The organism is Pseudoalteromonas sp. MMG013, assembly GCF_018100885.1.
Lineage (GTDB): Bacteria > Pseudomonadota > Gammaproteobacteria > Enterobacterales > Alteromonadaceae > Pseudoalteromonas > Pseudoalteromonas aurantia.
The window spans coordinates 168,030-194,263 of the sequence record NZ_JAGJEE010000003.1 but is presented as its reverse complement, the minus strand read 5'-3'; the positions used below and the strand labels follow the sequence as shown (position 1 = coordinate 194,263).

Annotated in this window: 19 protein-coding genes; 11 read left to right on the top strand and 8 right to left on the bottom strand. The window is 39.8% G+C overall.

The features are described 5' to 3' along the window. Positions 1–155: 155 nt before the first annotated feature. The 3 genes from J8L98_RS04415 (at position 156) to J8L98_RS04405 (ending at position 6,313) form a co-directional block, all read left to right on the top strand. Positions 156–2,828, top strand: coding sequence for an insulinase family protein (locus J8L98_RS04415; RefSeq protein ID WP_210995468.1), 2,673 nt, complete (start codon positions 156–158; stop codon positions 2,826–2,828). Positions 2,829–2,922: 94 nt separating this feature from the next. After that, entirely contained in the window at positions 2,923–5,175 is a 2,253-nt protein-coding gene (locus J8L98_RS04410; RefSeq protein WP_210995586.1) for a bifunctional diguanylate cyclase/phosphodiesterase, read from the top strand. A 745-nt stretch (positions 5,176–5,920) separates the two neighbouring features. After that, a complete protein-coding gene (locus J8L98_RS04405; RefSeq protein ID WP_210995467.1) occupies positions 5,921–6,313 on the top strand; it encodes an MmcQ/YjbR family DNA-binding protein in 393 nt (130 codons plus the stop codon). Positions 6,314–6,375: 62 nt separating this feature from the next. Here the strand turns inward: J8L98_RS04405 and J8L98_RS04400 are convergent, their stop codons facing one another. From J8L98_RS04400 to J8L98_RS04385, 4 genes are all read right to left on the bottom strand, one after another. Next, on the bottom strand, positions 6,376–7,359 hold the full coding sequence (locus tag J8L98_RS04400) for a hypothetical protein (protein ID WP_210995466.1): 984 nt from the start codon (positions 7,357–7,359) through the stop codon (positions 6,376–6,378). A 296-nt stretch (positions 7,360–7,655) separates the two neighbouring features. Further along, positions 7,656–9,065 (bottom strand): sodium:proton antiporter NhaD, encoded by a 1,410-nt coding sequence (gene nhaD, locus J8L98_RS04395; protein WP_210995585.1) that lies wholly within the window; start codon positions 9,063–9,065, stop codon positions 7,656–7,658. A 212-nt stretch (positions 9,066–9,277) separates the two neighbouring features. Further along, positions 9,278–10,213: a DUF368 domain-containing protein gene (locus J8L98_RS04390; protein WP_348771889.1), complete on the bottom strand. Its 936-nt coding sequence runs from the start codon at positions 10,211–10,213 to the stop codon at positions 9,278–9,280. Between the two features lie 138 nt (positions 10,214–10,351). Then, positions 10,352–11,080 (bottom strand): GGDEF domain-containing protein, encoded by a 729-nt coding sequence (locus tag J8L98_RS04385; RefSeq protein ID WP_210995465.1) that lies wholly within the window; start codon positions 11,078–11,080, stop codon positions 10,352–10,354. Positions 11,081–11,349: 269 nt separating this feature from the next. Between J8L98_RS04385 and J8L98_RS04380 the strand changes: the two genes are divergently transcribed. Beyond that, the gene (locus tag J8L98_RS04380; RefSeq protein ID WP_210995464.1) at positions 11,350–12,165 is read left to right on the top strand and encodes a DUF3530 family protein; all 816 of its coding nucleotides are present in this window, start codon (positions 11,350–11,352) and stop codon (positions 12,163–12,165) included. A gap of 29 nt (positions 12,166–12,194) precedes the next feature. Here the strand turns inward: J8L98_RS04380 and djlA are convergent, their stop codons facing one another. Genes djlA through J8L98_RS04365 form a run of 3 tightly spaced genes read right to left on the bottom strand, consistent with a single transcriptional unit; the run spans position 12,195 to position 14,708 of the window. Next, positions 12,195–13,034, bottom strand: a complete 840-nt coding sequence (gene djlA / locus J8L98_RS04375) for a co-chaperone DjlA (RefSeq protein WP_210995463.1) — start codon at positions 13,032–13,034, stop codon at positions 12,195–12,197. Beyond that, positions 13,024–13,701 (bottom strand): N-acetylmuramate alpha-1-phosphate uridylyltransferase MurU, encoded by a 678-nt coding sequence (gene murU / locus J8L98_RS04370; RefSeq protein WP_210995462.1) that lies wholly within the window; start codon positions 13,699–13,701, stop codon positions 13,024–13,026. Before murU ends, djlA begins: the two co-directional genes overlap by 11 nt. Beyond that, positions 13,698–14,708, bottom strand: coding sequence for a phosphotransferase (locus J8L98_RS04365; RefSeq protein WP_210995461.1), 1,011 nt, complete (start codon positions 14,706–14,708; stop codon positions 13,698–13,700). Before J8L98_RS04365 ends, murU begins: the two co-directional genes overlap by 4 nt. Before the next feature lie 89 nt (positions 14,709–14,797). Here J8L98_RS04365 and lptD point away from each other — a divergent pair, with 89 nt between their 5' ends. The 7 genes from lptD (at position 14,798) to J8L98_RS04330 (ending at position 23,474) form a co-directional block, all read left to right on the top strand. Beyond that, positions 14,798–17,044, top strand: a complete 2,247-nt coding sequence (gene lptD, locus J8L98_RS04360; protein WP_210995460.1) for an LPS assembly protein LptD — start codon at positions 14,798–14,800, stop codon at positions 17,042–17,044. A gap of 16 nt (positions 17,045–17,060) precedes the next feature. After that, the gene (gene surA, locus J8L98_RS04355) at positions 17,061–18,353 is read left to right on the top strand and encodes a peptidylprolyl isomerase SurA (protein WP_192508343.1); all 1,293 of its coding nucleotides are present in this window, start codon (positions 17,061–17,063) and stop codon (positions 18,351–18,353) included. Between the two features lie 13 nt (positions 18,354–18,366). Further along, positions 18,367–19,356, top strand: coding sequence for a 4-hydroxythreonine-4-phosphate dehydrogenase PdxA (gene pdxA, locus J8L98_RS04350; RefSeq protein ID WP_210995459.1), 990 nt, complete (start codon positions 18,367–18,369; stop codon positions 19,354–19,356). Next, positions 19,356–20,162, top strand: a complete 807-nt coding sequence (gene rsmA / locus J8L98_RS04345; protein WP_210995458.1) for a 16S rRNA (adenine(1518)-N(6)/adenine(1519)-N(6))-dimethyltransferase RsmA — start codon at positions 19,356–19,358, stop codon at positions 20,160–20,162. Before pdxA ends, rsmA begins: the two co-directional genes overlap by 1 nt. Next, the gene (apaG, locus tag J8L98_RS04340) at positions 20,146–20,535 is read left to right on the top strand and encodes a Co2+/Mg2+ efflux protein ApaG (RefSeq protein ID WP_192508346.1); all 390 of its coding nucleotides are present in this window, start codon (positions 20,146–20,148) and stop codon (positions 20,533–20,535) included. Before rsmA ends, apaG begins: the two co-directional genes overlap by 17 nt. Positions 20,536–20,541: 6 nt before the next feature. Then, a complete protein-coding gene (locus tag J8L98_RS04335; protein ID WP_210995457.1) occupies positions 20,542–21,342 on the top strand; it encodes a symmetrical bis(5'-nucleosyl)-tetraphosphatase in 801 nt (266 codons plus the stop codon). Positions 21,343–21,458: 116 nt separating this feature from the next. Next, the gene (locus J8L98_RS04330; RefSeq protein WP_210995456.1) at positions 21,459–23,474 is read left to right on the top strand and encodes a methyl-accepting chemotaxis protein; all 2,016 of its coding nucleotides are present in this window, start codon (positions 21,459–21,461) and stop codon (positions 23,472–23,474) included. A gap of 709 nt (positions 23,475–24,183) precedes the next feature. Here J8L98_RS04330 and tkt read toward each other — a convergent pair. After that, entirely contained in the window at positions 24,184–26,181 is a 1,998-nt protein-coding gene (tkt, locus tag J8L98_RS04325; RefSeq protein ID WP_192508349.1) for a transketolase, read from the bottom strand. Positions 26,182–26,234 lie beyond the last annotated feature (53 nt).

The following is a 26,234-nucleotide window of genomic DNA, read 5'->3' as shown; positions in this document are numbered from 1 at the left end:
CTGAGTATCGTCAATAAAAATTTGTCTACCGTCGCAGTAGCTAAATACCTCATTTGTTCGCTATATTAAAACAAACATTAGATAAACATGAAATGAATTCGCGTTCAAACACTTATGTTTGAACAGTATTAACTCTATATATCGGCGGCGCCAACTTGAAAATAAGCAGCAATGATAATCGTACCTATGAAAGCCTGACATTAAACAATGGTCTAAAAGTACTCCTTGCGAACGACGCAACAAGTGATAAGGCTGCTGCTGCACTCACAGTAAATACAGGTCACTTTGATGATCCAAGCGACCGCCAAGGCATGGCACACTTCCTTGAACACATGCTATTTCTTGGAACCGTTGAATACCCTGAGCCAGGCCACTTTTCACAATTTATTAGCCAAGCAGGCGGACAAAGTAATGCTTGGACCGGCACTGAGCACAGTAGTTATTTTTTCGATTGTCATCAACAGCATTTATACCAAGCGCTCAAATTATTCAGTGGATTCTTTATCTCTCCTTTACTAGACGCTTCTCAAACAGAAAATGAACGTAATGCCATAGACGCCGAGTTCAAAATGAAAATCAAAGATGACGGTCGAAGAATTTATCAAGTACATAAAGAAACATCGAATCCAAAGCACCCATTTACAAAGTTTTCCGTCGGCAACGAAGATACATTGGCGAACAGAGCAGTATGTATTGCAGAAGAAGTTCGCAATTTTTTTGAACTTAACTATCAAGCTCAGTGGATGACACTCGTCATAGTCGGCCCCCAACCTTTAAAAGAGCTCGAACAGTGGGCTACTAATTTATTTAGTCCTATCGTAGGGAACGGTATCAAAAAGCCGACCATATCTACACCACTATACCGAACACAAGATCTAGGCTTACTGTTACAAATAACCCCAAAAAAGCACATGCAAAAGCTCATTATTAGCTTTGCAATGCCTTGCATTGAAGGTCTCTATAAACACAAAAGTATGAGCTTTTTGGCACACCTTATTGGATATGAAGGAGAAGGTTCTTTATATTCAATTTTAAAAGCACAGGGGTGGATCAACGCACTTTCAGCTGGTGGTGGAGTCAGTGGCAGTAACTTTAAAGACTTTAATATAAGCTTTGCATTAACCGATGAAGGCATTGGCTACTATGAAGACATCGTAGAAATGACCTTTGAATATATTGCCTTGATTAAATCACAATTAAACGACTTGCCCGTTTTATATCATGATAAAAAGACACTACTTGATATTGCTTTTGACAATCAAGAGCCCAGTCGACTACTGGACTGGGTGAGTAGTATCAGTGTCAACATGCATCACTATGAGCCACAAGACTACCTATATGGTGACTACATTATGACAGACTTTAATCATCATATTTTTGAACAACTTTGTCATTTCCTTGTCCCTCACAATATGCGCATGGTTTTGATCCATCCAAATATCACGGCAAAAAACACCGCCAAATGGTATAACACTCCTTATAGTGTCGAAATGCTGTCTTCTGAATGGCTAAATGCATTAACTGACATTGACATTGCACTTCCTGAGATGATGTTGCCAAAAGTAAATCCATATTTACAGGTTGAGAATACGCTCTATGATATTCAACCTGCTAACAATATACCTGAGCTACTAAAAGACAAACCAGGCTTCTCATTCTGGTTCAAGCAAGATGTCACCTTTCGTGTTACAAAAGGTCACTTTTATATTGAAATTGATTCCCCCATTGCAGTTGCGAATGTAAAGAGTATGGCGCTTACTAGGTTATTTGCTGATTTACTCATGGATAGTATGGCTGAGCAATTCTACCCTGCTGAATTAGCTGGCTTAAATTACCATATCAGCTCTCACCAAGGAGGTTTGACTCTACACACAGCTGGATTATCTGGCAACCAAAGTACATTGGCATTGGAGTTGTTAACCGCCATTTTAGAGCAACCGATTAGCGCCACTCGCTTTGCTGAATATAAAAAACAATTGATCCGTCATTGGAAAAACCATAATCACAACAAACCTGTAAGTGAGTTATTTGGTTTATTAGGTGCTCGACTTATGCCATGGAACCCTGACCCAATCGCGTTAGCCAAAGCGTTAAAAGGCACATGCTTTAACGAGTTCAGGCGCTTTCGTCAACAATTTTTCGAATCTATCTACATCAAAGCTTTTTTACATGGCAACTGGCAAAAAGAGCATGCTTTATCCCTACAAAAAAAAGTTCGAGGGCTATTCTCAAATAGTGAAATTCTTGAGGACTTGAAAAGACCATTAAACGTACTTGAAAAACCACAAACACTAAAAATAAATAAACCTGATTCCGATCACGCCATAGTTGAATATATTCAAGCTCTAAGTAATGAAATAAGTGAGAAAGTCACATTAATGCTTATGAATCAGGTCATAAACCAAGAATACTTTGACAAATTACGAACTGAGTTACAATTGGGTTATCTCGTAGGGTCGGGTTATGCACCATTTAACACCCGTGCAGGGGTTGCATTTTACATCCAATCACCTAACAACGCTTCTAATGCTCTAATTCAACACCATGATGAATTTATTCAAGCGTTTACAACAAATATTGCAGACATGAGTCATGAACAATGGCTAAATGCAAAAGCGGCATTACGACTACAAGTTGCAGAAAAAGATAAAAACTTAAGATTAAGAGCACAGCGGTTTTGGGTTGCGATAACCAATGACGATCACAGCTTTAGTATGCAGAAAAAGCTAATAACTGAGCTTGATAATTTAACCAAACAAGCGTTTACAGATTTTGTACTGCGCATTTTCTCTGCTGAACATCCAAAAATACGCTTAATGTGTAATTGAACTTAATGAAATAACTCGCGACAGGTGATACGATATTTTTGACTCTACAGCACGCTTCTATTAGATTAGGAGGGTAATGACTGATTATGCATCTATGATAAAGCCAATAACAAAAATATCCGTAGTCATGATGCTGTTAAGTACCGTGTATAGTAGCTCGGTTTTTGCATTAAACTTCGATGAACAAGCCTATGCCTTAAGCCCTCTTCTGGTAGGAATTTCTGCTGTCTTCCTTTTGGTTATCATTTTACAGTATTTGTACAATAAAAAATTACAGCGTGCACATACCACTCTGTCACTGTCAGAGCACCGCTTAAAAAGTACTGTCGAAGGCAGTGGAGATACTCTTTGGGATTGGAATATAGCAACAGGTGAAATAATACGCATTAATGACAAATACATGATGCACAAAAGCGAAGCTGGAGAATTTATACCCAATGCTAATCGTATTCATCCCCAAGATATTATTGTGGTCGACCGACTATTAAAACAGCATTTCGCCGAGAAGACCGCTTTTTTTGAGGCCAGCTACCGAATAAAAGACAGCCTAGACCATTATCATTGGGTACTTGATAGAGGGAAAATAATAGAAAAGGATGGTAATCTAAACCCCCTCAGAATGACAGGTACAGTCCGTGATATTAGCCACTTAAAAAGTACCGAAGAACGCCTGAACCTTTTTGCAAAATGCGTTGAGTCTCTCACTGATGCAATTGCTATCTATGACCGAAATTTCAACTTGGTCGACCTTAACCCCAGCTATTTAAAACTCTTTGGCGGTGTCCGGGCTCAATATCTTGGGCGAGCATTCTCATTATCAGGGTATGACAATAGATATATCAGTGAAATCAAAACGTGCTTAAAAGATACTGAGCACTGGCAAGAAGAAATTAAACTGCGCAATCATAAAGACATTTTATTACCAATTGAAATCACAATTGATGAAATAAAAAATAGCCATAGCCAAATAACCAATTATGTTGTGGTCTTTTCTGATCTAACAGAACGAAAAAAAGCCGAATCTCAACTACATAATTTGTCCAACCGAGACCGAACGACAGGACTCCCTAACCGGAATCTATTCTTTACTAATCTAAAAAAACTAGCCCAGCAAGGTACACATCATGCATTGTTGGTATTTGACTTAGATAACTTTAAAAAAATCAATGATTCCCTAGGACATCAACTAGGAGATAGCCTCTTAGCCAAATTAGCGATGCGTTTAAACAAACTCTCACGTCAACAAGATATATTTTATCGACTTGGTGGGGATGAGTTCGCTTTAGTAATGTCTGGCACCAATGATATTCATACAATCACTCGCACAGCAAAGCAATTTTTAGCGGCCATTGCTACGCCCTTTAAAATGGCCAATCACGAGCTCGTGATCACTTCCTCCGTGGGTATCGTTCTATTCCCAGAAGATGGGGCAACACCAGAGATATTACTGAAAAATGCAGACACAGCGATGTATCATGCAAAACAAAAAGGTAACCACTACTTGTTTTTCAATGACTCAATGAATGAGCAAGCAGTCAAACGATTGCAAATTGAAAACCTAATGCGTTATGGCTTGAAAGAAGATCATTTTGTGGTTTACTACCAACCAAAAATGGATATAAAAACAGGTGAATTAGTTGGAATGGAAGCTCTGGTGCGTTTTATCACACCAAAGAAAGGCATTATCAGCCCTGGCGTTTTTATACCCATAGCTGAAGAAACAGGGCAAATAATAGAAATTGGTGAAGTGGTTTTGGATAAAGCATGTAAGGATGTCAAAAACTGGATTGACCAAGATTTATTCAATGGTCGCGTTGCTGTAAATTTATCCGCAAAACAATTCAGTTTACCTGACTTAACAACTCGTATTGATGTCATCTTGCAAAAAAATCAACTTCCTTCCTATTTCCTTGAACTTGAGATAACGGAAGGCACCGTTATGGATGACCCTCAAGAAGCTATTTCGATTATGCGCTCATTGAGTGCCAGAGGTATTCACCTCGCCATTGATGATTTTGGTACTGGCTATTCCTCTTTGGCATATTTAAAGCAATTTCCGCTCAATACCCTAAAAGTAGACAAAGCGTTTGTCGATGATATGAACACTGATAGAGGCCGTAATATGGTAGATTCAATAGTCACCATTGCACATAACTTAGACCTTCATGTCGTCGCAGAAGGCGTCGAGCAAGCAGAGCAGCTGGTGCTGTTAGAAGAACTGAACTGCCAAACCATACAAGGGTATTACTATTCCAAACCTTTATCTCCAGAAGAGTTCAGCGAATTCTTACGAGGGCAAAAACAACGGCAAAGAAAAGAACAGCCTAATTTAAAAGTTGTTAATTAGCGCTCACGGCAGCCACTGACAAATAGCACTACCTTGTGAACGCATAAAAGCTCTTCTGTAGTGCACTCGTAGTAAACACCATGCCAATGGGCCTATTATTGCCCCGATAACCACCCACCGCCTTATAGGCATTCCCATACGAGTCGTTTCAATAAACAAGGCACCCGCCCCAATGAGAGAGATGATAAAAAGCAGCATACTGACGTCCAGAGTGAAAGAATTGCGAAGTGTACCTTAGGTATTTTTTTTGTACAAAAAAACTTTAATTGTTGCAAAATATGGCATTATTTAATTTAATAGCCACTCAATTAATTGGGAACGATTACATACCTGATGCAATTTCAACCTTAACACATTGAAAATGTTAAAGTAATTGCTGTTTTGTAAGGATTTTCAATTCTAGTTGATAATAATGTTGTGGTTAGAGAAGAGGTATTTCTCCGTTTTAGCGGCTAAAAAGTGCTAAATGGCCTGTAATAAAAGCTTTGGCGCATCGAGATTAAATTTAGTAATAAGAATAGTACATAAATGATATTCGTTATCAAACCTAGCTGACAAAGGCCTAGTCTTTCATTGAAATAATTTAAATTCAATGAGCTAGATAGAAGACATTTATTTGCTTTAGTATATTTTGGTCTAAACTATCTGATAGTTTTTACTGATACTGAATTACAGTATTCTCACAATAGCTGCTAAAATTAAACCATGTAGTTTTAAATAATTAGTTACTTCAAGGACACGAGCTATGGATCAAAAGAGCGTACATAAATACTTGCAGGACAAGCCTGCAACATTTATTACCCAGCCGTTTGCGCAAGATGTCGATGTCTACAAAGTACAACATAAGATGTTTGCAACACTCTCGGAAGGGAAAGAAGGGCAGGTAAATGAAAGCGGGGAGCCTGTTTGGTGGTTGAACTTAAAATGTGATCCCGACGAAGCACTATTACTTCGAGATCAATATCCGTCAATTGTGCCGGGTTATCATATGAATAAGCGGCTTTGGAATACCATTATACTCGATGGTTCTGTTCCTGAAGCTGAAATATGTCGTATGATTGATACGTCATATGACATTGTAGTTGACAATTTACCAACAGCTCAAAAAGAAGCGTTATTAAAGATGGTTCAATCTTAAAGCAATCTTTGATAACGTCGTGGTTTCCCTCGCAACTATTGCGAGGGCCATTTTTTCATTCTTTAAAATGTATATAAATGTCGATTGGCAATTTCGATATTTCCATTATCCCTTAGGAAATTCTCCATCTGCTGCTCACACCCATTCGGCATTCTCGTCGAATCAACTTCATAATTCAGCTGAGCTGCATGAATACTCGTTTGTTCACACAAAGCCAGTAACTTTGGATCTCTGACATGCCTATTTAATTTAGCAAGTTTAAGCACATCGTGACAATGACTGAATCGTGCTACGCCTTTAAATTTAAAGTGCTCCGTTATATATTTCTTGGAAATTTTTAATAAACCATCCATTACGTCATAGTAAAACTGATTTGCATCTTGCTTTGATGTGACCAAATATAGTTGACATGCATTAAATTCAGGTAATTCATCATCACTCCCAGACAAAGATAGCACTATCAATACTTTTGCAGCATCCACTACCATATAACTTTCAAGGGTGAAAGACTGCCCCAAAAAGTGAAGTGTTTTTAAAATTTCTTTGACTTTAGTTTCGGTTAAAGAAGATACGGTGTCGCGCAGCAAGTAAGCAGCTTGCGTAATTAAAGGCATATCTTGGTGATTATTCAAAGGCGTAGTCGTTGCGCCGTCACACTGTAAAGTTAAACGCTCTCTGATCTCATGCTCTCTCGCAACATATAAAGCCAAGAATGCGGTTTGTAATAGCTCAGATGTCGGAAGGTTCACTTCTACTGGCCAACTGCGCCCAAATAATAACTTTTTACTCTTTTTTTGATAATTATCGCTGCTGAGCATTGCTACTTGTATTTGTAGATGCCCATTATTTTCACTCGCGACTAAACGATAACTTGGATCAAAAGTTATCTCAGACAATAATGTCTGCACACTATCTAGTGTATGATTATACTTTAAGAAGTGCTGGGGCGTTACCTCTATCTCACTTGTTAATTGAACGGTTGGCGCATGATTTATAGCGCACTCATAATCCTGATATATCTGCATCTTTGAATTGGCAATCTCCATACTCTCCTACTCACTATTCTTAACTAGCGACAAAAATACGCTTATGCAAAGGCAAATAGATCATTTGAAACAACCTATTTATTTTATAAGTGTCTTGAGTATTAACCGTAAAAATGACTTTTTTATTTCAAATCATAATTATTTTTAAAAGAAGCGATGGAAAAACGAACGTTGTTCTTTATGTGTGATACAACAATCACATAGAGTCGATGCAGTTCTGCGTATTATTGCTATCAAGTATTGGCGTGTATAAAAAAGTCAAAGATGGGCCCTCAAAGCCCATATTCAATTGCGTATTAGAAAAGATCTGCATTAAGCCACAAATGCATTGCAATACTTGCGATATAACCAAGTGAAATAACTGGAGCCCATTTTAAATGCCCAAAAAAGGTATAGTAGCCTCGAGCCTGTCCCATTAATGCCACTCCTGCTGCTGATCCTATTGACAGTAAACTTCCGCCAACACCTGCGGTTAATGTAATGAGCAGCCATTGCCCATGCGACATCTCAGGCTGCATCGACAATACAGCAAACATAACAGGAATATTATCAATAACAGATGATATAACCCCCAGAAATACATTCGCTGATGTCGCAGACCACCCTCCATAAAGTAATTCTGACATAAGGCTTAAATAACCTAAGAACCCTAAGCCTCCAACACACATCACAATGCCATAAAAGAATAACAACGTGTCCCATTCAGCTCTAGATACTTTGCTGAACACATCAAACGGTACTACACTGCCTAATTTTGCTAATCGTTCTTTGTCTCCGCTTTGCTCTGCAAGCGCTCTTTTACGAGCTAAAGAACCTGGCAAAGTCACCCTTAAAAAATAGCCAAAAAATTGTAAGTACCCTAGCCCCATCATCATGCCTAATACAGGCGGTAAATGTATAAAGGTATGACATGCAACTGCGGTTGCAACTGTTAGTAAAAACAACGTTAAGATCCGCAATGCCCCTCGTTTTAACTCGACTTCTTCGTAAACGGCACTAGGCTGCTTATCTTCAACATAAAAACTCATAATTGCGGCGGGTACCAAATAGTTAACAAGAGATGGGAAAAACAATACTAAAAACTCATTGAAATGAACTAAACCCGCTTGCCAAACCATCAATGTTGTAATATCTCCAAACGGGCTGAATGCACCACCAGCGTTTGCCGCTATCACTATATTTATACAGCTTAAATTAATAAACCGCTTGTCCCCTTCCGCCACCTTCATGATCACGGCACACATCAATAGCGCCGTTGTTAAGTTGTCTGCGATAGGAGAAATGAAAAATGCTAAAAACCCTGAAATCCAAAACAAGTTTTTATAGCTAAAGCCTTTTCTAATCATCCACGCTCTGAGAGAATCAAAAACCTTACGCTCTTCCAGTGCATTGATATAAGTCATCGCAACGAGTAAAAAGAGCATCAACTCTGCAAATTCTAATAAATTATGGCGAAAAGCTTCTTCAGTTATATGGGGGGAGCCATGGTTAACATAAAATCCACCTATTAAAATCCAGATGAGGCCAGCAGCAACTAATACGGGCTTCGACTTACGTAAGTGTAATTTTTCTTCAAGCATGACTAACGTGTACGCAGCAATGAAGATGCCTATACATAGCATCCCTACATTTGATGTAGTTAAATCAAGTTTCTCAGCACCAGCCCACGCGGTATTAGACACCCCAAACATGGTAGCCAGTATCATCCCAAGCTTTAATCCCCAAATCCTCATTTATATACCTATTAAATTTTATATTGAAAAAATGTTAAATTTTAAAGCTCAGAAGATAGCATAAATTTTAATCGTGCCAATTGTACACAAGTCTAAATTTACTGGTTTATTATCGAATTCATGAGGAATGTTGCGTTTAATGGTAGGGGTTTGTCAGAGCCCATTAGGATGGGCCCTAAAATGCATTATTTGGCAGTTAGTTTCTCAATACCTAAAATCAGCATTAAGCCCAATATAGCCAAACCAACACATAACCATGTCTGCGGTTCCTGCCCCACCAAATTTGCGTAATCAAGTGGAGATATATTCTGTTGGTTTAAGGGCTTTTCTGCACCACTTGAGCTGATATACGTTGAGACTACCACCTTCCATGGCCATAACAAGTTTAAGGACCCTAGTAAGAATCCGGCCAATAACGCAAACGTTACCTCTTGGTATGATGAGAGTAACCAAGAAAGAACACGAGAAAATAATATTAAACCAACAACACAGCCCATCATAAATAGCGCGATTAGTAATATTTCTTGATGAGTAATGGCTGATAATACGTGGCCATACATTCCCAATAGTAACAAAATAAAGCTACCTGAAATTCCAGGTAAAATCATGGCACAAATAGCAATAGCGCCAGCAATAAAATAAAGCCACCAATGTGGCTCTGCTTCGGTAGGAGCCAGTGATGTGATAATCACAGCAATAATAGCGCCTGTAATACAGCTTACAATAGTACCTAACTGCCATTGTTTAACTTGCTTAGCTATAAATATAAAAGAGGCCAAGATCAAGCCAAAAAAGAATGACCACACTAGCAGTTGGTGATTTGATAACAAGTAAGTAATCACTTTAGCCAAAGACACAGCACTGGTTATTAAACCAGCAAAAACTGCTACCAAGAAACTACCATCAATATAGTCCCAGCTTGCTTTAACGCCATGCCGTCTCAATAATGCGATGGCTTCGAAATTTACACTTTTTATCGCACTTAAAAACCGAGCATAGATCCCAGTAATAAATGCTACAGTCCCACCCGACACTCCTGGTACAACATCAGCTGCCCCCATGCCTGCGCCTTTTAAAAATAAAAAAATATAGTCTCGTTTAGAATCAGACCGTTTTGTCACTGACGAACTCTCCGTATAAAATGAAATGCAAGTGTAACTCAGAAAAATACTATTATAATTAGATCTTATCCTGATTATGGCACGACGAACAGCGAAGCTATACGTAATTATGTATCAAACTTTTAGGTGAGCGACTCATTAATGATCGAAGACATTAACTTGAGCACCGCCTCGGCGCTTAGCTTGCAATAACGCTTCATCAACCAACGTAAGTAAATGCTGACTATCAGACTGAGCATCTCCCCATACTACCCCCATACTTACGGAGACTGAATAGGCCGAAAGAGCAACGCTTTTAGTGATACGTCGATAAACTTCATCAGCAAAGCTTGGGAGCATTTGACGGCTAATACATGGAGCAATAATTAATAACTCCTCACCGGCCCAACGCGCGAGTACTGCGTGGTTATAATTACGCATTAACGCATTACCAACTTGCTTTAGTATTTCATCCCCCACTTCATAACCATACAATTGATTGATCTGTTTAAAATTATCAAAATCGATAAATACAACAGCGGCTTCAGTGTAGATTTGTGGCATATGTGCCATTTTTAACTGCGCCCCTCTGCGATTTAATAATCCTGTCAAGCTATCATGAAACGACAGGTATTCAATCTCGACATAAAACAATTGTGCTTCTTTCCAACGCCGATAAGAAAATAAGGCGAAGGTTACTGTCAGTGAAAAGCATAAGGGAATAAACTCGTCTAACTCTAAATCTTCATGAGACCTTGAAAAGTGATAAAGCCACTCTAACGTGTCATAACTTGAAAAAATGAAAAAGCAAAGAATATTGACAACAAAAAGAATGAATAACTCTTGCCTGTAGTTGATTTTTAAAGGCTTAATACGGCCAGACAACATAAAAAATACTCTCTCAACAATACAGATATAATGACTATCTTGCCTATATACCCTGCAATAGGACCGCTTATAGAAACACAGAATAAATCTATATACAACAATGTACATTATTATTTTTTCGTGTGTTCTGCTAAACAATAACGTACTTATGCCGATAACTTATCAAACCCTAGCAGCAACGAAGTATTATGTCTCAGCGAATTATAAACCTTTTCTTATTAATATGCGCACTAGTACTATGCAGAAGCGCCTCATCAGCAGACTTTGTCATGCCAGAGGCAAAGCAAGAGGTAGAAAAACGAGATTTAACGAAATTTATCGACGAAAATGCATTGATTGATATTGAAACATCAAAAGGGAATAGTTTTGCTATTTATTCTCCATATATGGCCTCAACCAAACGTGGCATTGTCATTTTGATTCCTGATATTGGCCACCCTCCCCTTTCATATAATGGATTCAATTACCTCCACCACGCGTTAACCGATGACGGGTTTGATACCTACGCCATACAAATTCCAGACATTGCATTTAATGATACACTACCAAAAGATGACACAAGTAATTCCAGTAATACAGAAACAGCCAGCGAAGAAAGCATTGAAAAAAAAATGCAAAAACCCGCTAAATTTCTGGCTGAGCGAGTCCCTGAGAATTCACTAGACGACTATAAAGCACAACTCATAGACATTTTCAAAGCACTATATTCACAATTAACGATGTTAGAGAAAGAACAGCTTGTCGTCATTGCACAAGGTACTAGCGCCGGCGTGTTTAGTGAATACCTTGCTGATTTACCCAACATAAAACTCGACGCTTTTGTGGCCATTAGTGCACAGTTACCAAATAGCAGCAGGCAACGTCATTTACCTGCAAACTTATCTGTGATCAGCCCACCTTTACTTGATATCTTTTATACCAATGATAACCCTACTGTCACTCGCAGCATGCCCGAAAGAATAAGGTGGGTAAAACGCAATAGTAAATTTGACTACCGACAACGCCAGCTCTTTGGATTAACGACAGAAACCAGGCAACATCAGCGGCTGAGAAAAGAAGTTGATGGTTTTCTTCGTCAATTATGACCACCTATGTTGCTTGTTTTTATCTAACACTAGGATGGGTGTTTTAAAAACTCGTAAGCAGCTTGAATATCTTGACTTTTCTTTTTAGCGACTTCCATCATATGTTGAGGCAACCCTTGGGATACCAGCTTATCTGGGTGATGTTGCGACATCAATTTTCGATAAGCGCGTTTTACGTCTTTATCTGTCGCTTGTTCAGTTAACCCTAAAACAGCCAATGCTTGCATTCGAGTAATGTTTTCTGACTGCTGAGCTGTTTGAGAGCCTTTTTGCCTTTGATAATCACCTTGTTGCGCGCGTTGTTCTCGAAACTTAAATTCGGCTTGATAACGTTTCAAAATAAAGCGAAAGTGCGTATTCGAAATACCGAGTAATTGACTCACCTTTTGCAATAATTGCACTTCCTGAGGCGCTAAATGACCATCTGAAAACGCCATTTGAATTTGAATCTCTAAAAAAAGCTGCAGCAAATCGTAACGACGAGAAAAAACCTCTTTAAAATCGTTAACCGCGCCTTTTAATTCAAAATCATTACCTTTGCCATACCTAAATGCATTTTGGGCTTCTTGACGATCTTCCCCGTGCAGTCCCATTTCGTCCATAAATAATGTTGCAGCTTTAATGTGGGTTTCGCTCACTCGCCCATTCGATTTCGCAATATGGCCCATTACGGCAAAGCAACTTGAAAAAAACAATGCTTGACGCTGGTGTAAATCATCACCTTTAAAAAAGCCTTGAAACCCGCCCACTTTATCAAAGTCCTGCTTTAAGCTTTTATCGAACATATGCCCAAGCCAGAAACCGAATATAGCGCCTAGCCAACGACCAAACATAAACCCGAAACAAACCCCTAATAATTTACCCCACACTGTTTTGCTCCTGATTTTTATTTATTTCCATTAACCGCTGCGGAGTGCCAATATCCGACCATAAACCCAAATATAACTCCGTTGAAACTCGACCGGTCTCAATATTTCGTCTCAACAATGGACCTAAAGGAAGAACACCTACCGACAAGGATGAGAAGAAGTCACGCGTATATAAACCAATACCTGAAAAGGTGTACTTTTGAGTATTTATTATTTGATTTGTCAAACAGAAATCCCCATCTAGATTATGTTCTGGGTTTTCTACCAACACAATATGCGCTTCCCCTGCGTATAGCTGTAATTGTGTTAACGCAGCCACATCATAATCAGTGAAAACATCGCCATTCACAACAATAAATGCCTCCTCACTCTCCGTTAGCAAGGGCAACGCATTTATAATGCCACCAGCTGTTTCCAAGCCTCCAGCGGGTTCATAGCAATAAGTGACCTTGACCCCAAACTCACTTCCATCTCCATAATACTGTTCGATTACCTCGCCACACCACGCTAAATTAATGACAATATCACTAATGCCTGCGAGTTTTAACCTATTGATATGATAAGTCAGTAAAGGCTGCCCATTGACTTGCAACATTGGTTTTGGCGTACTTTCTGTCAACGGCATCATTCGTTGGCCACGTCCGGCTGCGAGGATCATTGCTTTCATTTAAACTTATTCAGCTGACTGTTAATTAAAGGTATTATCTCACTCACTAACCAAGTTGCAAGCCATTGATAATTGTCATATCGCTTAGCTACTTCTACAACATACTGTAATGTAGGTACTATATTGTCCAAATAGCCCGCTTTATTATCTCTTAATAATAACCGGGCAAAAATACCAGCGGCTTTCAAATGCCGTTGCAACCCAGTTAAATCAAAATAATACTGATATTCGAGATATGTCATTTCTCCCAATAGCTGTGCTTTTTTCAGTGTTTTATAACTGTATTTCTGAAGTATTAAAAAGTCATCTGCTGGTAACTTAAAATAACAATCTCGCAATAAGGATACAGCATCATATGTTATAGGCCCTTGAACAGCATCTTGGTAATCTATCACAGCCCATTGATGATCATATCGCATAATATTACGACTGTGAAAATCACGATGCATAGTGACTTTTGGCTGCTCTACTATGCTATTTACCAATGACAGTTTCGTTTCTTGCCATCGCTCTTTAACAGTGCCTTCGAGTTCATAATCAAGCCAAGAATTTAATAACCAATTTTCAAATATTTCCAACTCTTGAGTTATAAAACCATCATCATACGGTTTCATAGACGTTGATTTAGTGACTGTCGCTATTGATGGTAAAATATCTAAAATGGCCATATAGTGCTCCAACCTGCTCGGACCACTGATATGATCAGCCAAATGCTCTGTGCCTAAGTCTTCTAGCAGTAATATGCCATGCGGCATATTTTGTGCTAAAATTTGAGGTACTTTTATGCCTGCGAGGGCAAAATTTGCATTAAGATCTACAAACGGCTGGTTATCCACTTTATTGGGCTCTGAGTCCATCAAAATGTAGCTTTTCTCACCATGATATACCCTTAAATAGCGACGAAAACTCGCATCTGCGGTTACAACTTCACAGCGATATGCTTCATCATTAAAAAACCCAACTAGAAACTGCTCGATATAGGTTTGTCTTTCTTTATTATTTGTCACAAAATTCCATTCTTAATTACTGTATTTAACTGAGTTTTACTTTATTATGTCTTGCTTAGATAATTATACTAGGCCAACAAGGTTAATAAATGAGTAAAACTTGGGGGGTCGTCGCACTGACACTCAGTAGCGCACCAGCGTTAGCAATATCAAATTCTACACCGATGCAGTGCAGTCAGTACTTTCAACCGACAAACTGGCAACCTCTTAAATCTTTGCCTTCCAATGCTATAGATATTCAGGCAGATGACGTTGAAATGCAAGGCACAGCCAGTGCTGAGTTTTCAGGTAACGTCGATGTCAACACCCAGAAAATGCGTCTATCAGCAAGCTCAGCCTTAATCGACAAAGAACGAGGTTTGCTCAATGCAACAGGCCCACTTGTCTATCAAGATGCTTTTACTCTCGTTAATAGCACCGGTTTATACGCAGATTTAAATAATAATGATATCAGCTTACTCGGCGCTGACTATCAATTAACACAACAAATTGGTCGTGGTGGTGCTGAAAAGCTATATGCATCAGAATCTGAAATTAGTTTATATAATTCAACTTTTACCACTTGCCCAGTCGAAGCTCCTTTTTGGCAAATCGAAGCAAGTACTATCACATTATCTAAGCACAATGGGTGGGGGGAGTCTTACAACGCAGTTTTGAAGATTCTTGATACACCTATCATCTATATTCCCTATTTCACATTTCCCATAGATGAACGACGAAAATCTGGCCTACTAACTCCGACTTTGACCAGTTCTGGTCGATACGGGTTTGAAATGGCAACCCCCTACTATTGGAATATAGCACCCAATTATGATGCGACCTTCACTCCTAGGTATATGTCAAACAAAGGGCTCCAAGTTACTTCTGAATTTAGGTACCTAACCAAACAACATCAAGGCCTTTTAGGTGTTGAGTATATAGATAAAGACGATGCAGACCCCCAGCTAGAAAGCCGTTATTTAGTCCATTGGCAGCAACAGAGTTACTTAACCGACCAATGGCGCCTAAATATTGATATTACCAATGTCAGTGATGATGCATATCTAACCGATTTAGGCTCAAAATACGCCAACGAAACCGATACTCAACTGTATCGTACTGGTATCATCAGCTACCTCGGCGATGACTGGATCACTGATATAAAATTACAAAGCTTTGAGGTACTAGGCGACCACACAGAGTCATACGCTGCTTTACCACAAATAACTTGGAAAAACAGAGTACCTTTTCAGTGGCATAACTTGCAACTATCTATATTGGGTGAGTTCAGTCATTTTCGGAACGGCGAACTAACAATAACAGAAGCTTCTCGGTTGCACTTAGAACCAAAAGTTAGCCTATCATTTGAAGAGTACGCCTGGTCTTTCTTAGCTGAATCTAGCTTATTACATACACGATACGAGCAGCATGGTGATTTACACAATACACCGTATGAAGATACTGTTACTCGAACCATGCCAAAATTAAGAATGCATGCACAGCTGAATTTGGAAAGAGACACGCTATTTTTTAGTGAAGGTGGCACGCAAACTTTAGAACCGCAAATTCAATATTTGTACACACCAAAAAGAGAGCAAGACAGCATAGGTCTTTTTGATACAACCAAAATGCAAGATGACTTTGCTGGCTTATTTCGTGAACAACGATTCTCAGGTGTTGATAGGATAGCGCAAGCGAACCAATTTACTCTAGGTGCCACAACACGCCTTTTTGATACTAAAAACACAGAAAGATTCAATTTCAGTATCGGCCAAATAATTTACCTCAGTGACGATGTAAAGCCTACTGAACAAGCCAATAATTCAGAAACCAACTACAATGCATTGTTTGCAGCGGAAACCATGGTACATTGGCATCGTCGTTGGTATTTCTCGGCTGGAATACAATATGACGCAGACTCTAAAGAGCTAATTCAGTCTCATACGACACTAGACTACCGAGGAGACAATAATAAGCTAGTACAATTGAACCATCGTTATGCAAATAGTGTCTCAGGATATGAAATTGATCAAGTTGGTCTGTTTAGCAGCCTACCAATCAATGATAATTGGCAATTTATAGCAAGCTATCACCGAGACTTAAATGCCTCTCGGAGTGTCGAAGTCTTCGCCGGTATACAATACGAAAGTTGCTGTTGGGCTATTCAAATAACGGGTGGAAGACACATAGAAACAGATTTAAACCAAACGATTACACATGATGATGCACAATTCGACACCAGCATTGGGTTTAATTTTGTATTAAATGGATTGGGTGGCAAATCAAATAATGCTGTAAGTCAGCGATTACAACAAGGTATCTTCGGCTACCGTCGACCTTATTTTTTAAATAATTAATAAATATTAGAATACTATGAATTTTAAAAAGTTATTGTTAGTTACCCTATTAGGTATCAGTATAAGTCACACAACACTGGCTCAACGTGTTCAGATGGATAAGATTGTTGCCACTGTAAACGAAGGTGTCATATTACAAAGTGAGGTCAATCAAATTATTGCTCGGGTTAAAGAGCAAGCTAAACAGCAGAGTACGGAATTACCCTCCGATAAAACGCTTCGAGTACAAGCTATTGACCGACTAGTCGACCAATCCTTAATGCTACAACTTGCTGAGCGCATGGGTATGGAGATCTCAGACTCTCAACTGGATCAAACGATATCAAATATCGCCAAGGATCAAAATGTAACTATAGCTGATCTCAGACGCTCAGTAGAAGCCAGTGGAGAAAGCTTCCAAGCTTACAGAGAGGAGCTTCGAAAAGAAATCACCATTGGTCAAGTTCGCCGAGCAAATGTCGACCGACGCATTTATATTAGTACACAAGAAGTTGCTAATTTACAAAAAATTCTAGAGCAACAAACAGGAAACCCTGAAGAGTACGACGTTGGTCATATTCTTGTTAAAATTCCAAATAAAGCCTCCCCAGAAGAGATTCAAGATGCGCGTGAACGTGCTGATAACGTAATGGAGTTTTTAAACGATGGTAAAGAGTTTAAGCGTATTGCAATCGCTTCTTCAAGTGGTCCAAAAGCGCTTGAAGGCGGACAATTAGGCTGGATGAGCATTAATGAAATGCCATCGTTATTCGCAGAGGCAATTAAAGGCCAGAAAAAAGATGCCATCGTTGGGCCCGTTCGCTCTGGTGCCGGTTTCCACATTCTAAAAGTACAAGATATTCGCGGGCGTGAAGTTGTAGAAACAACCGAAGTACGCTCACGTCATATTCTCATTAAGCCTTCGATTATCCTCAGTGAAGAAAAAGCCCGTGATATGCTTTCTGATTTTGCGACTAAGCTTCGCGCAGGTGAGGCTGACTTTGCAGAACTAGCAAAAGAGCACTCAGAAGATCCAGGTTCGGCACTCAAAGGCGGTGAATATGATTGGACAGATCCAACAACTTACGTGCCCGCATTTAAAAACACCCTTCTTTCACTAAATAAAAATGAGATCAGTGAACCATTTAGAAGTACATTTGGTTGGCACATTGTTCAATTGTTAGATACACGCACAGCTGACAAAACAGACCAAGCGAAGCTAAGCCGTGCTCACGGACTACTATTTAACAGGAAATTCAAAGAAGAAAGCTTTAAGTGGCAGCGTGAAATTCGGGAACAAGCACATATTGATGTATTCCCTACAGAATAAAATGGATATAAATATGTGCCTCAGAATTGCAATTACGCCAGGGGAACCTGCTGGTATTGGACCCGATCTGGTTATTAAACTGGCTCAAAAAGTATGGTCCGCGCAAATTATTGCCGTCGTCGATCGTACTATCATTGAAAAGCGCGCGATTGAGCTAGGTATCCCTATCACATTGCTGCCATTCGATGCGAATGAAGAGGCACAGCCTGCACCAGCAGGCTGTTTGTATTATTTACAAGTAGAAAAAGGCTGTAATGTACAAGCGGGTGTCCTTGATGAAAAAAATGGTAATTATGTACTGGAAACATTAAAAGTTGCATCTGAAAAAAATATGGATGGTACATTTGATGCAGTGGTTACAGGACCTGTTCATAAAGGCATTATTAACCGTGCAGGCATTTCTTTTAGTGGCCATACTGAATATTTCGCATTGCAATCCAATACTTCCGATGTGGTAATGATGTTGGCAACTGAGGGCCTTAGAGTTGCGTTAGTCACCACCCACATACCCCTAGCATATGTATCGAGAGCTGTTACGACAGAACGACTGACTAAAGTTATCAACATCTTACACGATGATCTCAAAAGTAAGTTTGGTATTAATAATCCACGAGTCTTAGTTTGTGGTTTAAACCCGCATGCTGGTGAAGATGGTCATTTAGGGCGAGAGGAAATAGAGACGATTACTCCAGCCCTCACAGAATTAAATACACAAGGAATGAACCTCATAGGACCACTGCCTGCTGATACCTTATTTCAAGCAAAATATTTAGATAATGCCGACGCTGTGCTTGCAATGTATCACGATCAAGGCTTACCTGTGTTAAAATATAAAGGATTTGGTAATTCGGTTAATATTACCCTTGGACTACCCTTTATAAGAACCTCTGTTGACCATGGTACCGCGTTAGATTTAGCCGCTACAGGTAACATTGAGGTAGGTAGTTTTGATTTAGCTATCCGCGAAGCAATTAAGCTCGCCCATAAAAAAGCACAGAATTAATGACTGATAAAGTACATTTAGGGCATCGTGCCCGAAAACGTTTTGGCCAAAACTTTTTAAACGATGACATGATCATCGACAAAATAGTAACAGCCATTGACCCTAAGCCAACAGACAACCTAGTCGAAATTGGTCCAGGCCTTGGTGCTATTACTGAGCCAGTGGTGGAATTAAGTGACAAACTTACCGTTGTTGAACTTGATAAGGATTTAGCTGAGCGTCTCATAAAACATCCATTTATGAGTGACAAGCTAACAGTCCATCAAGGCGATGCTATGAAGTTTGATTTTTCTTCGCTTATTCAAGATGGTGAAAAACTGAAAATATTTGGTAATTTACCATACAACGTTTCAACTCCTTTACTTTTTCATTTATTTGAATTTGCGGACCATGTGGAGCACATGCACTTCATGCTTCAAAAAGAAGTTGTAAAGCGCATGGTCGCAAGCCCTGACTCTAAAGCTTTTGGCAGATTGAGTGTGATGACACAATATTACTGTCACGCCATGCCTGTTATAGATGTACCACCAGAGTGTTTCAAACCCGCGCCAAAGGTTGACTCTGCGGTGATCCGTCTCATACCTAAAAAACCAGAGCAAAGATCTGCAAAAAGTACAAAAGTTCTAAACACGGTATGTTTAGAAGCGTTTAACCAACGTCGAAAAACATTAAGAAACAGTCTATCAAACTTGTTAACAAGTGACGAAATGGCTGAAATTGGTATTGATGCGACTAAACGTGCAGAAAACCTGTCCCTTTCTCAATTTATTGATATAGCAAACTGGATTTATGACAATAAGCAGTAATCTAGGCTCTCCCATAAAGGTTTCTGTTGAAACCTTTTATGTGGAAGCTCAATCACAACCTGAAAAAAATAAGTATGTGTTCGCCTATACGGTTACCATTAAAAACCATAGCTTGTGCAGTGCGAAACTTGAGAGCCGCCACTGGCTTATAACCGATGCTAATGGTAAAGAGTCTGAAATCGATGGTGAAGGCGTTATCGGAGAGAAACCATCTATTGCCCCTGGCGACAGTTATAAATATACCAGTGGTGCTGTCCTTGATACGCCTCTAGGAACAATGCAAGGGCATTACTTAATGCGGAATGAATTTGGGACTGAATTTGAAGCTCCCATTCCTGTGTTTAGACTGACCTGTTTAACAGCGTTACATTGATATCTTATGGCATTATACGCAGTAGGTGATTTACAAGGGTGCTTTGCGCCTCTTTCTCGACTATTGGATATGGTGGCTTTTAATCCGAGTAAAGATCACCTTTATCTCGTTGGAGATGTTGTAGCAAGAGGTCCTGATTCTCTTGCTTGTTTAGAATTTTTATATCACCATCGTGATGCAATCACTATTACATTAGGTAACCATGACCTGCACTTGCTCGCTTGTACGACGTTAAATCGCTCGCCGAATCCAAAAGATAAACTACAAGCGGTTTTTGATAGCCCTAAACTTCCCCAATATTTAGACTTATTGTGCGCTCAACCTATTGCTGTCCACCTACCAAATTATAACTCTTTTATTTCTCATGCCGGCATTCATCCGACTTGGTCAATTCAAGATGCACTAGAGTATGCACACTTTGTGGAGCAATGTTATCGCGGAAAAGATGCCAAAGAATACTACCTAAATATGTATGCAAAGCATCCTGTAGGCGAATTAAGTATACTCTCTAAGCACGCTCGATTCACAGCAATCGTGAATACGTTTACACGAATGCGATATCTATCTACGCAAGGTGAGCTAGACTTACTAAATAAAGGTGGTACTAACGATTGCCCAACATTAGTTCCATGGTTTGACTGCAAACGCTTTAAAAAGTCAAAAACATCCTTTATATTTGGTCACTGGGCAGCGCTTAAAGGCGTCACTAACATGAAAAACGTGATTGCGTTGGATACTGGATGTGTCTGGGGTGGACCGATGAGTATGCTGAATATTGCAACTAACGAACAATATTTAAGCAAATAATCTATTCTCGCCCCTTTTTACTGAATTTTTTAGTCACATCTGCTATAAAATACTTAACTTATCCGCAATAAAACCGATAAGTACTCAATCCTGCTAGTAAAATTGATGGAAATTGTATGAACTTGACTGTAAGCCAACGAATTTGGGGTGGTTTTATTCTTATCACCTCACTACTCCTAATGATAGGTGGAAACTCTTTGCTAAGGATTGCAAACATAGATAGCTCTACACAACAAGTGAATAGCTTATCTCTTCCGGCTCTAAATAAAAGTTCAGAGCTGCAAGTTGAGTTTTCATTAATGAGCAAGGTCGCGCAAGGTAGCTTTTATGCGCAAACACCTGCAGAATTAAATGCGCTTAAGGCACAGTTTAATGAGCGACAAGTTGTATTTGATAAAACTTATGCGCAACTACAAGATATTGTCAGTAGCAACCAAAGCTTAGCGCGCAACTCTCAAAGTGTTGGCAACTCATACTCTGATTTCCTGAAATCGGTTAACAATCTACTTCGTGACAAAGCCCTCGAGTTACAGCTTAAGAGAACGACCTCATCGCAATTGGAAGATATTGAACTCAATGCAGAAGATGCAACAACAGCAGTACTTGATATTATTGATTTAGACGGATTAAAAGAATCCAGCAACCGAGCATATCAAGCAGCCAATAGTATGGAAAATAACTTTTCTGCTTTGGTGACAAATAGTGCTGACATGCTGACCGTTGATAATTTAAATACCCTAGATATTGTCAAAAAAGATCAAGATTACTTGCTCGAAGAGTTGCAAAGAAACATAGAGCTAATGAAACCAGCAGTTATTGCAATTGATGACAGCTTGTTTTCAGACTTAGAGTCTTACTTTAGTACGTTAAAAACCGAAGCCTCAGGGTCAAATAGTCTTTCAGCTAACAAAAAACGCTTGATAAACGCCACCAGTATGACAAGAAGTGAATTAGCAGAAGCTGAGCAAGCTACCAAGGCGGCGTTAGAGCAACTTGATCAATTACTCAATGAAGCGAGTAAAGTGGCATTTAATCTACAGAAAGGTGTTAGCGAAGATGTCAGTGCAGCAAACTTGTGGACATGGGTTGGGATGGTAATTGCGACGATTATCGCTATTGTTGTCGCGTTCGTCACAGTTAATTTGATCACCAAACCTCTTGCTGAAGTCAACCGTGTTCTGACTATCGTTGCCCGCGGCGATATGACACAACGACTAGATGATAGCGCTAAAGATGAGTTTGGTGATCTTTCTCGCAGCTGTAATGCATTAATTAGTAGTTTGAGGGAGTTAATAACCGGAATTGTGTCACGCTCGACACAGTTAGCTGCGGCCTCAGAACAAACTTCAATGATTACCACAGAATCAAGTCAAGCAATTAGAAACCAGCAAGCACAAGTTGAACAAGCAGCTACCGCTACAACAGAAATGAGTAGTACATCTCACGGCGTAAGTAACAGTGCTAATCAAGCATTACTTGAAATCAAAAATGCTGATAAAGAAGCTGAGCGTGTTAAGGGTATTTCTCACGATAATAAACATACCATTGAACAGTTAGCGAAAGAAGTTGACGAAGCTTCCAGAGTTATCAACAAATTGCATCAAGATAGTGCTTCAATTGGAGGCATTCTAGATGTGATCCGCGGCATTGCGGAACAAACCAATTTATTAGCACTAAATGCGGCCATTGAAGCAGCTAGGGCTGGGGAACAGGGCCGAGGGTTTGCTGTTGTTGCTGATGAAGTCCGCTCTCTTGCAAGTAAAACACAAGAGTCGACTCAAGAGATACAATCAATGATTGAGTCCTTACAAGCAGGGGCTGAAGAAGCTGTAACAGCTATGTCAAAGGGTAAACAACAAGCTGAATCATGTGTGGATAAAAGTGATTTAGCAAATGAAGCATTGAACAGTATCACTCAGGCGGTTTCTCAAGCGCATGATGTGAGCGAAGAGATTTCCACTGCTGCCAATGAACAACAACAAGTTTCACAGGAAATCAGTGAGCGACTCGAGTCCATCGTATCGATTGCTGAACAAACTGCGGAAGGGGCAAATCAAACTTCTATTTCAAGTACTGAAGTGGCCAAGCTTGCAGAAGAGCTCCGCTTGTCAGTAGACCAATTTAAAGTTTAATAAATATAGATAAAACATAGTATTAAACGTCTATTTTTAAAGATAAAAACAATAAAAAAACCTGCTATTGCAGGTTTTTTTATTGGGTAACCTAATTTTAGATAACTTGATTCATTTCTCACTTATTTATAATACTCAAATACCTCTCTCGTTATCATCGAGGAGCAGTAAATGGCAGCACCAACGGATATGTAAGCACGCTTGCGTCCAACATTCATATAAGAGTGTCATGCTGTAAAAGGGGAATTAAATAGAATGCAGCGAGCTTCTGCTGAGTCGTATTTTGTCTGACGTTGTGCTGTCTCGAGTGCATAAGCTGCACTTCAATTGTCGCTGTAATATTCAATCGAATACGCAAAGCCGACGAGTCTATATCGCCTTTAGCATAAATTGGCCGACCTCCTCCATAGCCAAACGAGGTTTGTTTGCCCGCTCATTTTAATCAGGTTACTTAGTCCCCCTCTATATATCGATACATTAATAAGCTTCACTTGCTACTGCACTCAATGAGCGACAGATACAATAGTCGCCAGTAGCACTATCTAACGAAAAAAGTATCTTATTAAGGTAGGAAATCCAAACGATAGTAGCTCCAACTAAGGCAATCCACGATGCCACATACGGGAGTAAAATACAAAACGCCCAATGAAAACTCATCAGGCGTTTTAATATGAAGTAAGTGTCAATCTACCTCAATACTTGTCACATCTTAAGCTAAGAATAATGATTCAGCTTTGGTAACTATGTTGTCTACAGTGAAACCAAAGTGTTCAAATAGTTCACTAGCAGGCGCTGATTCACCAAATGTTGTCATGCCAATAACAACACCGTTTAAACCAACATATTTGTACCAGTAGTCTGCTATTCCCGCTTCTACTGCAACACGACGTGTTACGGCAGCAGGCAAAACGCTTTCTTTATATTCAGCTGACTGGGCATCGAATACATCCGTTGATGGCATAGATACTACGCGCACCTTCTTTCCTGTTAAACGTAACGCACGAGCTGAATCAACTGCCAGCTGCACTTCAGAACCCGTCGCAATAATGATTAGCTCAGGATTACCATCACAGCTTAATACATAGCCGCCTTGCTTAATGGCTTGCACTTGCGCTTCATCCCTACTTTGCTGTTGTAAACCTTGTCGAGTAAATATCAACGACGTAGGACCATCTTTACGCTCAACGGCTTGTTGCCAAGATACGGCTGATTCAACTTGGTCACACGGACGCCAGTTAACAAGGTTAGGAGTCAAACGCATACTTGCAATTTGCTCTACAGGTTGATGCGTCGGCCCATCTTCACCAAGACCAATCGAATCATGCGTATAAACAAAAATACTCGGTTGCTTCATGAGTGCAGCCATACGAACAGCATTGCGTGCATACTCCATAAACATTAAGAACGTAGCACCGTATGGAATAAAACCTTTATGAAGCACGATACCATTCATAATAGCCGACATCCCAAACTCACGTACGCCATAATAAATGTAATTACCTGAAGCGTCCTCAGCAGTCAATCCTTTTGAGCCATCCCAAATTGTTAAGTTTGATCCGGCTAAATCTGCTGAGCCACCCATAAACTCTGGTAACAAAGGACCATAAGTATTTAACGCATTTTGCGATGCTTTACGAGTTGCTGGGTTTGCAGGGTTCGCTTGAAGTTGTGCAATATAAGCTTCTGACTGTTCAGTCCAACTTTGCGGCAACTCACCTTTCATTCTACGTTCAAATTCCGCCGCTAATTCTGGGTATTCAATTTGATACTCAGTAAATTTAATCAGCCAATGGCTCTGGGCTTGCTGACCTCGTGCAGATGCATCCCATTTTGCATATACATCATCAGGTACTTCAAATGCACCATGTTGCCAACCAAGAAACTCACGTGCCGCTTTGATTTCTTCGTCACCAAGTGGAGCACCGTGACAGTCATGGCTGCCTGATTTGTTTGGTGAGCCGTAACCAATAATCGTTTTACAACAAATTAATGTTGGTTTTCCTGTTTCAGCTCGCGCAGCGTCGATTGCGGCTTTAATGGCATCACTATCATGCCCATCAACATCAGCAATAACATGCCAGCCATAGGCTTCAAAGCGTTTAGGAGTGTCATCACTGAACCAGCCTTCCACTTCCCCATCAATTGAGATGCCATTGTCATCCCAAAAAGCGACAAGTTTACCCAGCCCTAACGTACCAGCAAGTGAACAAGCTTCATGTGAAATACCTTCCATCAAGCAGCCATCACCTAAAAATGCGTAAGTGAAGTGGTTAACAATATCGTGTTCATCACGGTTAAACTGTGCTGCCAATGACTTCTCGGCAATCGCCATACCTACAGCATTAGTAATACCTTGGCCTAATGGCCCCGTCGTTGTTTCAATACCTGGCGCATAACCATATTCTGGGTGACCCGGTGTTTTCGAATGCATCTGACGGAAATTCTTTAAGTCATCAATTGATAGATCATAACCACTTAAATGTAGCAAAGAATAAATGAGCATTGAACCATGACCATTTGACAATACAAAACGGTCACGATCAGCCCATTCAGGGTTGTTTGGATTATGTTTTAAATAATCGCGCCAAAGTACCTCGGCGATATCCGCCATACCCATAGGGGCACCGGGGTGACCAGATTTGGCCTGTTGAACTGCGTCCATTGACAGGGCGCGGATTGCATTTGCTAGTTCTTTGCGAGATGGCATGAATTCTCCTACCTTAAAATTCGCGGGTATAATTGTTAAGTACCCCATTCTTA